The sequence below is a fragment of the Pectinatus frisingensis genome (genome assembly GCF_015732285.1).
GTDB lineage: Bacteria > Bacillota > Negativicutes > Selenomonadales > Selenomonadaceae > Pectinatus > Pectinatus frisingensis.
Genome location: NZ_WIQU01000029.1, coordinates 1 through 13525, shown reverse-complemented (window position 1 = coordinate 13525; position 13525 = coordinate 1). Strand labels below are relative to the sequence as shown.

Here is a 13525-nt window from a genome sequence, read left to right as displayed (position 1 = left end):
GGAGATTATTCATGAGTTATATAAAAATCGGTGTAGCCGGCCCGGTCGGTTCCGGCAAAACCGCATTAATAGAAGCACTCACCCGTATATTGTCAAGTGATTACAGCATCTGCGTCATTACCAATGATATCTATACACAAGAAGATGCCGAATTCCTGATTAAAAATTCGGTAATGGAAAAAGAACGCGTAGTCGGCGTGGAAACCGGCGGATGCCCCCATACAGCCATCAGAGAAGACGCTTCAATGAATCTTGATGCTATTGAAGTAATGAGTGAAAAATTTCCCGATGTACAAATTTTTTTCATTGAAAGCGGCGGTGATAATTTATCTGCTACTTTCAGCCCTGAACTCGCCGACAAAACGATATTTGTCATTGATGTAGCTGAAGGTGATAAAATTCCCCGCAAGGGCGGTCCCGGCATAATGCGGTCAGATCTTTTGCTTATCAATAAAATTGACCTGGCACCATATGTCGGAGCTGATCTTTCCGTAATGGAACGCGACGCCCGAAAAATGCGCGGCAGCAAACCTTTTTTATTCACCAATATCCGGGAAAACAAGGGTATCGATAAAATCATAGCATGGATAAAGCATGAGGCTCTGCTTGAAGATGTCTAAGCAGAAAAATATCAACAGCGCCTATGGAAAACCTTCCTGTCTGTCTTTAGAATTTTGCTGCCGACTAGGAAAAACCCTTCTTAATGATGTCTACTTTACAGCCCCCTTCAAAGTAATGCAACCATTTTGCTCCGTTCCTATTACACGCTATATGATTCTAACTGCCTCTGCAGGCATCATGTCTGGTGATCAGCAAAAGATAACCATCTGTCTGCAAAAAGGAACCAGTGTAGAATTAACTTCACAATCATACGAAAAAATCCATAAAATGCCTGATGGAGAAGGCCGGCGTAGTACCAGGATCATCTTAGCGGAAAACACGTTACTTTTTTATATGCCGCAGCCCGTCATTCCCTTTGCTGGATCCGCTTTTGCCAGTGATACTGTCATTCATCTTACTGATAATACCGCAAAACTTTTTTACAGTGAAATATTGAGCAGCGGCCGGACTGAACACAAGGAACACTTTCTTTATAAAAAATACACTGCATTACTGAAAGTCTACGAAGGTACACAACTTTGTTACTTTGAAAATGCCCGTTATTTCCCTGATCAGCAAAACCTGGCATCATTTGGCTTTTATGAACGATATACCCACCTGGCAACAATTCTTCTATTCAATTTTGAAAATGCTGAAAAACTGAGCAAAAAAATCCGGGAATTTATCGATACACAGACAAACATTGACAGTGGCGTGAGTCTCCTCAGCACTAATCATTTATGTATAAAAGTATTTGCCTATTCCAGCGAAATTTTAGTAAACCTTATTAACTTGATAAAAGTACAATTAAGACCGTAAAAAAAATTGACCTTCATAAGTTGGATTTATTAAATCTGATTTATGAAGGTCAATTCAGTATCAATTATTTATTTTTATTACACCCATATTGTCTGCTATTTTTATCTTTGTCCCATATTTTTCCGATAACGCAGCTATCTCATTTAATATGCGCTTACCATTTGCTGCATCAGCAAACTCAGGTTTGCCACGTTGTGCCCGACCATTTTTAAAACCTAATGTCAATGGTCTTAACTGTATGTCGGTGACATTGCCATCCTCAACAAAAAAGGCTGCTGCCGCCGATTCGAAAACACGTCTGTCAGCTGCCAAGCCGCGAGTATCATTAGCACTGCGGATATCCAGTCCATCAGCCACAGTATCCTCACCGCCCAGATTATAAAGATTATAAAACTCAGCAGGCTGCCGTTCAACTAAATCATTCTGGAAAATAAAATTTCCCAGACTATAAAAGATCGGTTTTTGTTTATATATCTCAATACCGCGCCAAATATGAGGCCCATGACCAATATAGGCCTGCACGCCATTATTGATGCATAAATGGGCAAAATCCCTGGCAAAATCAGCCGGCAGCTGTTTGTCAAGGCCTTTTCTTTCATGGGTATGATGGCTTACAATGACAACATCAGCCTGACGTTTTGCCTCCTGTATCGATCTTACAATTCGCTGTGCATCCTGCATATTCATTTTTGTGACTGTGCCCGGTTCAGCACCGGCTTTGATGCAGATATCATTTATAAAAAAACCGTCTTTCAATGGTTTCGTAAAACCTTCCTTTTCATTCAGAAGACGGTTGGCATTTATTTCTGTCTGACCAATTATTTCCCGTAACGTTTCCAGCTGTTCAGGCAGAACGATATGCTCTGCCTGATAACGAAGCACATTTGCTCCCGGTCTTCCTAAAACATCTGCTCTTGGATAACTGGCCATCCCCCACTCTGATATAGTTGAAGTGACACCTATCAGCGCCAATCGTCCGTTGGGTGTATCGATATACCGTGGCTGCGCCGCTTTCGCTAGGTTACGGCCTACTCCGGCGTTAATCAGGCCGCTTTTTTCCAAGTGCCGCAACGTGGTCAATACCCCTTCGATATTCCAGTCAATATTATGATTATTCGCCCATGCTACAATATTAAACCCGAGTTCCCTGATATCTTCTGTTACATACGGTCTTGCAGCCGCCCATGTACCACCGCTGACAGGCGCCGGATAAACTTCAAAATCATGCAGCAGTACCTCAAAGTTAGTAAATCTGACATCGTATTGCAAAAAATAGTCCCGCAAATCCGCAAATTTTTTATCATGCGGCAGATGCTGTGTAATGAATGAATCACCGACAGCAGCTATACTTATTCGCGACAAAATCAACCCTTCTTTACTAAAAAGATCTATACTTCTAATTTCCCAATAATTTCATCCAAATTATGTATATTATTTTTTCTCATATATTTTTCAATGCCGTCCGTCACATCTTTTACTGCCCGCGGATTGGCAAAATTTCCCGCTCCGACTGCCACTGCACTGGCACCCGCCAGTAAAAATTCTACGGCATCTTCACCATTCATTATTCCGCCCATACCGATTATCGGTATTTTGACACTCTGGGCAGTCTGCCATACCAGATGCAAGGCTACCGGCTTTACTGCCGGACCGGATAATCCACCAGTCACATTTCCCAGCAAAGGTTTTCGTTTGTTAATATCTATCACCATTCCGGTGATGGTATTTATCAATGACACCGCATCAGCGCCGGCAGCTTCCACGGCCCTGGCCATACAGCTTATATCAGTCACGTTGGGTGACAGCTTCACTATTACGGTCTTCCCCGTGTGTTTTTTTACCGAAGACGTAACTGCGGCAGCCGATCTGGGATCAGTTCCAAAAACGATGCCCCCCTCTTTGACATTAGGACAGGAAATATTTACTTCCAATGCATCTACACCTACGATATCCAGCTTTTGTGCCATTTCACCATAATCTTCAACTGTCCCCGCCGATATATTGACAATAATCGGCACATGATATTTTTTTATTTTAGGCAGTATATCCCTGATAAACGCATCCACTCCGGGATTTTCCAAACCAATGGAATTGAGCATTCCCGCCGGTGTTTCAGCAATTCTTACGCCTGGATTTCCCTCTCTTGGCAAGGGAGTAAGCCCTTTAGTGACTATTGCTCCTATTTCATGGACAGCAAGAAAATCCTCATACTCTCGACCGAAGCCAAATGTTCCTGATGCCCCCATTACCGGTTTCTTTAAATGCAGTCTGCCTATATCCACAGTTAAGGATATCTCATTCATAGTCGAATACCTCCTCAGCCGGGAATACCGGACCATCAACACAAACCTTACGTCGTTTACCGGTAATTTTATCGGTAAAGGTACAGCCCAGACACACCCCTATTCCGCAGGCCATTCTTTTTTCCATGGATACTTGACAGCTTTTTCCATATTTCTTAGCAATCTTAGCAACCGAATGCATCATGATATCGGGCCCGCATGTATAGATATCATCGACAGCGTTATCCTCTAAAATTTTCGGCAGAAACTGTACTGTAAATCCCTTGAACCCCAGTGAACCATCATCAGTGGTCACATAAATCTTATCGGCATACTTTTCCATATATTTAGGCCAAAATACTTCTTGTTCGTTTTTCCCACCGACAAGAACCAGAGGTTTCTTTTCTTGTAATCGTTCTGCCAAAAAAACAAGCGGAGCCATACCCATTCCCCCACCGACAATCAGTGGCCGTCCTTCTTTAATCATAAATCCATTGCCTATCGGTCCGACTATGCTCAGCTGTTCACCCACTGTCATAGCTGCATATTCTGCTGTTCCCCTGCCGATTATCCGGTAAATTAAGCTTATTGTGCCCTTTTTCTTATCAACCTCCGCTATTCCTAATGGACGCCGCAAAAAATTGATACTGTTATTTTTCTTAACATGTACAAACTGCCCCGGTTCTGCATGATCAGCTATTTCCGGTGCTTGTAAAAGCATATAATAAACATCATCAAGAATTTTTTCATTAATCAAAATACATCCTTCAATGAAAAATTTTTTCAAACACACTGCCTCCCCTGCTTGATAATACAATCAAAAACATTCACACGATTATGCTTCAAGCCATTTTTTATTAAATATGATATTTTCCGTTACTGATACAGCAGACATGACTGCGTCAATGACCGGCAGTTTATACAAATCAAACAGTGGTTTCATCGCAAAACTCATATTTATATCATCTATTATAATAGAATCCAATCGATTGATATCTGTCATTTTTTCTATCGTCTGCCGCATATTTTCCAATATGGTTTCTTCATTACCACTGCTTATATCAACCGGTAAAAGTTTCACATCAGCAAGAATACTTTTTTTATAATCATCGACAAGTTTTTGCATTATTGCTGTTTGTGTTTTATCTACAAACATTCCCATCCTTTTCCCTAATGGAAACGCAGTGTAAATAGCAGAATAACTTATACCAATGACAGTTTTTTTCAAGGCATCTTTTAGAAAATTGACTCCTGCATCGCTGCTGTGTGCTATTATGATTCCGTCATATGCATGTGCGATTGGCTGAAGTGCCTTCAAAATCAAGTCCGGCAGACTTGCCAAACTGTCTGCTGTAGCGAGTTCCCCAGCAGCATCAGCAATGTTTATAACTGATATATTAGTATGGTCCTCACTGTTTCTGGCCGTTATTTTGGCAGAATAAATTGCCCTGTCATAAATCTTGTCATTAAGACTTCTATTACCTGTTGGATTTACAATCAATAAATTCATTTTACCGGCTTAAAGCCTTTCCTCCTTAAATCAATAATTGGCACGCAGGAACTTCCCTTCCGGTTTATTAAGTATTTCTCCGTCACCTGCTATTAAGATTCCCCGCAAGTATGTCCTTTGCGGCCAGCCTGTGATATCGAATCCGTCAAACGCCGTAAATGGTTCCTTACTGTGCAAATTTTTATTCAATATTTTTTGTTTTCTGTTCATATCCAAAACTACTAAATCTGCATCATTGCCAACTTTAACAGCACCCTTCCTATCATCGATCTTATACAAACCTGCTGCTTTTTCCGATAGAATCCGCACTAAAAATGGTAATGTTATTTTTCCTTTGCTGACTTCATTAAGCATAAGCGGCAAAGTTGTTTCTACGCCGCACATCCCGGAAGGAATTTCAAACAAATCACCCTGCTTCTCTCTTACTGCATGCGGTGCATGGTCAGATGAAACATAATCCAATGTGCCGTCCTTAAGCCCTTCCCATAATGCCAGCCTGTCGGATTCACGTTTTATTGGCGGATATACTTTCATCCCTGATCCAATTTTACCATAATCTTTATCTGATAAAAACAAATAATGTGTACAAGTTTCTGCTGTGACATTTATATTTTTGGCCTTGGCCTCACGAATCAAGTCCACTCCCATACCTGAAGTTACGTGCAGTATATGCAGATGAGCTCCCGTTGCCTGTGAAAACGCTATTGCCGTTTGTATAGTAAGCACTTCTGCCAGCGTAGGACGCGCTTTCAATAAAGCCTCATAATCATTTTCCCCGTTTTCCCTGACTCGTTTTGTCAACATGCTGATAAGCTCATTATTTTCGGCATGTATTGCCAAAACATGTCCATTATCGGCTATTCGTTCAAAAATTTTATAAACTTCACCGTCGTCAAGCGGCGGTATAACACCGTTTTGACCTGGCTCATAATTATATATTAATGCATTTGTAGCCTTATTGATAGCATATCCCCAAAAAAATTTTATTCCTACCCCGCCGGCCTGTTTTATTTCATCCAATGTATTTAAATTTAAGTCTCCCAGAGATAATCCCCATAAACCGTAATCGACAAAAGCTTTATCCGCAAAATAATTTCTTTTATAAATAAAGCTTTTGTTATCAAGAACTGCCGGATTAGTGTTAGGCATATCAAAAACAGTTGTCATTCCCCCAACCGCTGCCGCAGCTGTTCCATGGCTGAAATCTTCCTTATATGCAGCACCGGGATCACGAAAATGACAGTGCGGATCTATTCCTCCCGGTATAACAAAAGCATTATTTACATCATCAACATGCTTTGCTTCCAAATCCTCATCAGAAATTCTGACAATTTTACCGTTTTTAACATAAACATTAGCTTTTTTTATTTCATTACCTGAAACTATTCTTCCATTTTTTACAACCAAATCAAACATATTAATTACCTTCTTTTATTATTCTATATCTACACCCTTTGTTTCCGGTATCATAAGCAGCATGCATACCAATGCAACAGGATAAATGACAAATACCAAGCTCATTGCGCTCAATATGTTTCCACCAACAGCAAGATAACCGATAATCGAAGGGCCGAAACCGGCCAATCCCCTGCCGGTACCAAAAATAAGATTTTCTGCTGTGGATCTTGCTTCCGACGGATAATTTTCTGCTATTACAGCACCATATCCCCCCATCATGCCATTTACTGTAAAGCCTAGGAAAAAACTGCCCCACAATAAGCTGGCTTGACTGGTAAATAAAAAGAAATATAAGATACAATAAAGGGTACCGCCCACATACCACATTGCAAATGTTTTCTTTCTTCCTATTTTATCTGCCAATATACCAAATAAAGTTATTCCCACAATCATACCGGCAATAGAAATGATCATCCAACCGCTTGTCTTAGCCAGACTATATCCATATTTCTGCGACAAAACAGTGGGCATCCAGCTGAATATGGCATAATAGCCAAAATTTTGTACCAGACACATAACTGTCAATCCGACAGTCGTCACTGTCACTTTATTGCTGGAAAACAATTTTTTTAAGGGCATACCGGCAATATGATAGTATTCTTTTTCTTCTTCAGCTGAAAGATTATTATTATTTCTTTTGGTTTCCAACTCTATCTGGCGGTTACGTCTTTTTTGCCACAATATAGGTTCTTTCAAATGCATACGTACATAAATGGCTACCAAAGCCGGAACAAGCCCCACTAAAAATACTGCCCGCCAGCCAAAAAACGGAACTATTGTAGCCGGCACTATCGCTGCGATCAGTACACCGCCCTGCCAGCCGAGTGATACCCACGAAGTTGCTCTTGCCCGCATTTTAGGTGCCCATGTCTCAGTAACCATTGCCATGCCTATACCAAATTCACCGCCAATGCCAAGACCGATCAAAAACCGCAATGTCAGTAAAACTGTATAATCATTGACAAAATAAATGGCGCCGGTGCCTATGGCATATAATATTATAGATAATGATAACGTCTTTGTGCGACCATACTTATCTGCCAGATATCCAAATATATAAGACCCCACCCACATACCGATCGTAGTGGCTAAAGTAAGATTGCCGGCCTGCGCCGTGGTCAAATTAAAATCTTTTATTATAAAAATTAAAACAAAAGATAACAAAAAGACATCCAGACCATCAGCAGCATAACCTAAGACAGCACCTATAAGTGTCTTTATGTGCTGCCCTTCCTCTCCCTCAACATGATTTTTTCCCATTTTATCATTCCCCTTCATATCTCATAAAATTTCTGCATTATAAACTCCTTCACACTATAACAAAACATTTCATTTTAATTATATTTCCTTTATAATTCCTTTTAAAGAAACTTTGTTCCGTTAAACGGAATTAAAAAATGGTATATACAATTTGTGCATTACTATGCGTCATTGCATATACCATGGTGTGTTTTCTATAGTGTACTTTTATAATAGATAATTATCACTTACTTGTCAATATGATTTCAAAATCTTTTTCGATTTTTATATCATGGTCGTCAAAGTATTTGCAATAGATATATCGTCGCTAGCCCTTTTACTTATATCAAGCAATATTTTCTTCAATTCTATCTGATTTTTCATAATATATTCATTGTTTCCCACTATAGAAAAACTATATTCCACCTTATTCCCTTGAGAAAATACCGGTACGGCCATGGCAGATACATTTATTTCCATTTCTTCCCGACACCATGCAATATTCTTCTCCCTGATCTCAATCAGCTCTTTTTTCAACCTTTCACTATCAATAATAGTATTTTTAGTATAGATTTCCTTCTTCCCTTTCAGTATCTTATCAATAAAAACCAATGGTTGAAAAGCCAATACGGCTTTGGCACAAGCTGAACAATGCCATGGCATCATCTGTCCTATGCCGACAAAATATGTGTGTCCTTCCAACAAAGGCTGCCGCGTAACGATGCAGTATAATTTATCGGCGGAAAATCTGCATAAAAAAGAATACAGCTTAGTCTTTTCTGCTAACTCAGTACAATATTTCCCCAAAAATTTTGCCACATTTTGTCCTTTTATAAAGTTGCTGCCCCAAACCATCGCTCTGGGACCAAGCTGATATTTCTTAGTTTCAGCCTGTTGAAGGACTAAGTCGTGGTCAATCATACTTTGAAGCATACGATGCAAGGTGCTTTTGCTGATGTCACACTCTCTAGATAACACAGTTATTCCTATCCCGCCCGAATATCGCTCGGATGATAAAATATCCATAACTTGCACAAAACGATCCAACCATTCCATAAAATACCTCATTACAAATTTATAATAATAAATCAATTTATTGTTTATTTTCAAATATTATATCACAGTTACGCTTTTAAACCCATATGAAATAAACAATATTCTCTGTTACCACCTCATCGCATTATTAATGAATATTTGCTGCATGTAAATTTATAATTATTATTTATTTGTTATGATATTAATATTCATCGAATATTCTTTGTATATCTGTCAAATTATGTGTTTTTAACAAAGACAACTGTAATAAAATGCGTGCTTTTTGTGGATTCAATGTCCCACCATTAAGAAAATGTTCATTAGTATATGATTGTTCTGCAGCAATAACAGCTCCATTACTCACTCTTGAACTTCTTACAACTACTATTCCCAAGGTTGTCGCCTTTGCCAACTCTGCTTCATCAGCTTTATGAACACTGCCGTTGCCTGTACCTGCATAAATAATACCCTTAACCCCTGCATTTATGGCAGCATCAATTAATGCTTTATCTCCGTCAGCATGTCCATAGATAATTGCCACATAAGGCAAAGCTGTGACTTTTTCTACAGAAAATTCACTATTGATAGTATTTCTGCGTGTTGTTTCGCGATAAAAAACAGGCGTACCATCTTCGATATATCCCAAAACACCTAATTCCGGAGCTTTAAAAGTGCTCGTTGCCAATGTATTGGTCTTAGTAACATCGCGTGCCGCGTCAATTTCATCATTCATTGCCACAAGCACCCCCTTACCGATTGCCTGACTGCTTGCCGCCACACGTACCGCATTCAAAAGGTTCATCGGTCCGTCAGCACTGATTGCCGTTGCCGGACGCATCGCCCCGACAATCACGACCGGTTTTTTGCTTTTTATCGTAAGATCCAAAAAATATGCCGTTTCCTCTAATGTATCAGTACCGTGGGTTATTACAACACCATCCACATCATCTTTACTCAAAAGCTCATTTATTCTGTCGGCAAGCTTAAGCCAAACTGCATCTGTCATATCCTTGCTGTCAATATTGCAGATTTGCTCACCTGATACATTAGCATAATCCTTGATTTCGGGCACAGCATTTATCAGTGCATTCACCCCGATTGCCCCCGCTTTATACCCTGTTGTAGCCGTATCTGATGCTGCACTGCCAGCAATAGTGCCGCCTGTAGCCAATATTACAATATTGGGCTTGCCAGCCTCTGCAAATACAGTCGACATTCCAAATATTACCATAAGCGCAGCCATAAACAAAACAGAAATCTTCCCCTTCATTGTTCATCTCTCCTCCTAAATAAATATATTATTTAAGAAATTATAATATATTTCTACAATGTTTTACTTAATACTACAAATAATAACAATATTTTATTCATTCATACTATTCATTGTATTTATTATGATTTATATGATTGTTTTATTGCATTTATTGACAAAATCTTTTTCTACACATATAATTACTAATAATAATTATCAATGATAACTATCAGGAGAAATTATGAATTCTGAACTAATAAAAAATTTTCTGGATGCATGTTTTACCGCTAAAAAGATGGGCAGCCTTATGCCTCCCCTGCCAAAAGATCTGCGAAAGCCCCGCCTTATCAATATCATAGATACCGTACACACTCTTTCAAAACAAAAAAAATATATTAAAATAAGTGACATCAGTAAAAGTTTAAAAATAACCGCTCCCAGTGTAACTAAACTGATTAATGAACTAGAACAAAAAAACATTCTGCAAAAACACCAGCAAACCGATGACAAGCGCGTCATTACTGTGACACTCACCACACTCGGTGAAAAATATTATGATATCTACATCAATAAGTATCATCAATGGCTCTGCACATTATTTAACGACTTTGTCGATGAAGATATATTGACTACTATACGCACTATAAACAAAGCCTATAAAGTCATGCAAAACAATCGGCTGAATATAAATGATCTACTTCAATAAAAATATCTTAATTTTTCAGCCGGATGCCATAGTTTAGTCAAAATTTATTTATATAATATTAATTTATCCAGTATTATTAAAGAATATGCGAAAGAGAGTATATTATGAACTTAAAATCCAAACATCTTACACTACTTTTTTCCTTTTCTCTTATTTTTTCTCAAACGACTATCGGTCAATGTCAAAGTTTATCTATTGATCAGGCTGTACAAATGGCTCTGCAAAATAACTTAGATATAAAAATCGCCTCACAAAAAGAAAATCAGGCTCAGGCAGAACTCAACGGCACGAAAGCTAAATATGGCTTTACCATCACACTCGGCAATACGACTACTGTCTCCAACGGTGCTGATGCACATTATGAACGTGACAACAATACCAGCGTGTCGGCTGCTTACCCGTTATATACTGCAGGGAAAAAACAAATCAATACAGCCATAAAAGAACAGTCAATGGCTCAAAGCACCCTTAATACCCAGCGCACTGTTGAAAATATAAAATACGATACAGTAAAAGCCTATTACGATATTTTGGAGGCACAGCAAAACATTGATGTCGATCAGGAATCAGTTAACAACTATGACAAGCATCTAACCAATGTACAACAGTTATATAGTGCCGGCAGCGTGCCAAAATCTGATTTGCTCCGCTCGGAAGTGGCCTTATCCAATGCCAAGCAAGACTTGATAAAAGCTCGCAATAGTTACGACATATCGGTAATAACCTTTAAAAACATCATTAAAATGAATCGTGATGAACCGTTGCAGCTCACTGACACTTTCCGCTACATTCCATTTGATTATCAAATGCCCTATTGTCTTTCCTATGCTGCTGATAACCGCAAAGATTTGACAGAAGCAAAATTAGACTATGAAATCGCACAAAAAAACGTAGAACTCGCTAAAGCTGATTACAAACCGACGGTTGACGCCTCTGTCAGCTCTAACTGGGACAAGCAAGTCCTGCCAAGTGACATGGACCATGACTATACCATCGGCGTGTCGGCCAGCTGGAACGTTTTTGATAACGGGCTCACCAAAGCCAATGTAAACGCTGCCGAAGCAGAACTCAACCAAGCCCAGCTGACATTACAGCAAAAAAGTGACTCCATCGACCTCGAAGTGAGACAGGCTTACCTCAATATGCAGGAAGCTGAAAAACGTTTTAATTCAACTCAAACAGCGGTTGCCCAGGCAGAAGAAGATTTTTTCATTGCCCAGGAAAAATACCGAGTTGGTGCCGGAACGACTCTTGATGTTACCGATGCCCAACTTGCTCTCTCCACAGCAAGATTAAATTACATAAGCGCCCAATACGATTATGCCCGTTACAAAGCCGAATTGGAAAATACGATGGGATTAGATGACGACGGAGAAACGATTAAATGAAAAAATTACAAAGAAAATCAATCATAAAAATTGTAGCAGGACTGATAATATTGGCCTTAATCGGCTTCGCCGGTTATAAATACTGGCAAAGTAAACAGGCGACAACTAACAGTATATCCAGTGACAATATCTATACCGTACAGCGCATGGACCTGAAATCAATAGTATCCGGGACTGGTACTGTATATCCGGTAGAAGCGGTCGATGTCAGTTCTAAAATTACCGGGCGCATCAAAACCGTACTTGTTAAAGAAAATGATAATGTTAAACAAGGGCAGACAGTTGCTACACTTGACAGCACCGATTTAGAAAACGAACTCAAAAAAGCCCAGGAAAAAGTAACTAATACATCATCGAAATATAATCGGGCCAATTATCTATATTCCATCGGTGCTGAATCAAAAGCCGATTTTGAGGACGCTGAGTACAACTATGAAACTGCTAAAAGTGATGTAGAAGTAGCCAAATACAACTTAGATGAAACTGTCATCACCTCCCCTATGGACGGAATAATCGTTGGTAAACCGCAGACACCTGGCACCATGGCTGTGCAAGGAACCAGCAATCCTACTGTTATAATGCGCATAGCCGATTTATCTCGCAAACAAATTCTGGCTAAAATCGATGAAACCGATATCGGCAGCATAAACGTCGGACAAGAAGCTACATTCACCGTCGATGCCTATACCAACAAAAACTTCACCGCGAAAGTTACCAAAATATCCCAGACTGATACCGACAACTCATGGGATACTGCCTCATCTTCATCATCCACCTCCTCGTCATCTTCCTCATCCTCATCGGTAATCTATTACTATGTTACTTTAGATATAGATGACGATAATGGTTTACTTAAACCTGGCATGACCGCCCGTGTTGATATAAACACCGCTGATAAGCCCAATGTATTGGCAGTACCGCTTGCCGCACTTAAAACAGACAGCAACGGTTCATACGTAGTATTGATCGACGATGCCGGAAAAACAACAAACCAATATATACAAACCGGTATTTACAGTGATGATTATGTTGAAATTACCGATGGCCTAAGTGAAGGTGATAAAATAGCTCTCACTTATACCGCTCCCAAAACCACTTCAACGTCATCAAGTCATGGAGGTCCACCGTTATAAGATAGCAATGGTTCTGGCAATAGCCTCACGGCGTCCTTAAAATGGCAGGTGTATTATCCACAGCAAAATTTCTTAATCTCCAAGAGTTTTTATGAACCACATG

13 protein-coding genes are annotated in these 13525 nt (G+C 39.5%); 5 read left to right on the top strand and 8 right to left on the bottom strand.

The window, feature by feature from the left end:
- The first annotated feature begins 11 nt into the window (after nt 1-11).
- Nucleotides 12-620: an urease accessory protein UreG gene (ureG, locus tag I6751_RS04875; protein WP_196592289.1), complete on the top strand. Its 609-nt coding sequence runs from the start codon at nt 12-14 to the stop codon at nt 618-620.
- Nucleotides 613-1419, top strand: a complete 807-nt coding sequence (locus tag I6751_RS04870) for an urease accessory protein UreD (RefSeq protein ID WP_196598996.1) — start codon at nt 613-615, stop codon at nt 1417-1419. Before ureG ends, I6751_RS04870 begins: the two co-directional genes overlap by 8 nt.
- Nucleotides 1420-1479: 60 nt before the next feature.
- Here the strand turns inward: I6751_RS04870 and I6751_RS04865 are convergent, their stop codons facing one another.
- From I6751_RS04865 to I6751_RS04830, 8 genes are all read right to left on the bottom strand, one after another.
- Entirely contained in the window at nt 1480-2781 is a 1302-nt protein-coding gene (locus tag I6751_RS04865; RefSeq protein WP_196592287.1) for a CapA family protein, read from the bottom strand.
- Between the two features lie 26 nt (nt 2782-2807).
- On the bottom strand, nt 2808-3722 hold the full coding sequence (locus tag I6751_RS04860; RefSeq protein WP_196592286.1) for a dihydroorotate dehydrogenase: 915 nt from the start codon (nt 3720-3722) through the stop codon (nt 2808-2810).
- The gene (locus tag I6751_RS04855) at nt 3715-4488 is read right to left on the bottom strand and encodes a dihydroorotate dehydrogenase electron transfer subunit (RefSeq protein ID WP_196592285.1); all 774 of its coding nucleotides are present in this window, start codon (nt 4486-4488) and stop codon (nt 3715-3717) included. The genes I6751_RS04860 and I6751_RS04855 overlap by 8 nt, the downstream gene beginning before the upstream one ends.
- Nucleotides 4489-4536: 48 nt before the next feature.
- On the bottom strand, nt 4537-5211 hold the full coding sequence (locus I6751_RS04850; RefSeq protein WP_196592284.1) for an aspartate/glutamate racemase family protein: 675 nt from the start codon (nt 5209-5211) through the stop codon (nt 4537-4539).
- Nucleotides 5212-5241: 30 nt separating this feature from the next.
- The gene (locus tag I6751_RS04845) at nt 5242-6627 is read right to left on the bottom strand and encodes a dihydroorotase (protein WP_196592283.1); all 1386 of its coding nucleotides are present in this window, start codon (nt 6625-6627) and stop codon (nt 5242-5244) included.
- 18 nt (nt 6628-6645) lie between these two features.
- Nucleotides 6646-7929: an MFS transporter gene (locus tag I6751_RS04840; protein ID WP_196592282.1), complete on the bottom strand. Its 1284-nt coding sequence runs from the start codon at nt 7927-7929 to the stop codon at nt 6646-6648.
- Between the two features lie 264 nt (nt 7930-8193).
- Nucleotides 8194-8964: an IclR family transcriptional regulator gene (locus tag I6751_RS04835; RefSeq protein WP_196592281.1), complete on the bottom strand. Its 771-nt coding sequence runs from the start codon at nt 8962-8964 to the stop codon at nt 8194-8196.
- 181 nt (nt 8965-9145) lie between these two features.
- Nucleotides 9146-10213: a type II asparaginase gene (locus tag I6751_RS04830; RefSeq protein WP_196592280.1), complete on the bottom strand. Its 1068-nt coding sequence runs from the start codon at nt 10211-10213 to the stop codon at nt 9146-9148.
- 223 nt (nt 10214-10436) lie between these two features.
- On the opposite strand from I6751_RS04830, the gene I6751_RS04825 reads away from it, so the two are divergent.
- From I6751_RS04825 to I6751_RS04815, 3 genes are all read left to right on the top strand, one after another.
- Nucleotides 10437-10901, top strand: a complete 465-nt coding sequence (locus tag I6751_RS04825; protein WP_196592278.1) for a MarR family winged helix-turn-helix transcriptional regulator — start codon at nt 10437-10439, stop codon at nt 10899-10901.
- A 104-nt stretch (nt 10902-11005) separates the two neighbouring features.
- Nucleotides 11006-12289, top strand: a complete 1284-nt coding sequence (locus tag I6751_RS04820; protein ID WP_196592276.1) for a TolC family protein — start codon at nt 11006-11008, stop codon at nt 12287-12289.
- Complete coding sequence (locus tag I6751_RS04815; protein ID WP_196592275.1) at nt 12286-13422, top strand: efflux RND transporter periplasmic adaptor subunit; 1137 nt, start codon at nt 12286-12288, stop codon at nt 13420-13422. Before I6751_RS04820 ends, I6751_RS04815 begins: the two co-directional genes overlap by 4 nt.
- Nucleotides 13423-13525: the final 103 nt, after the last annotated feature.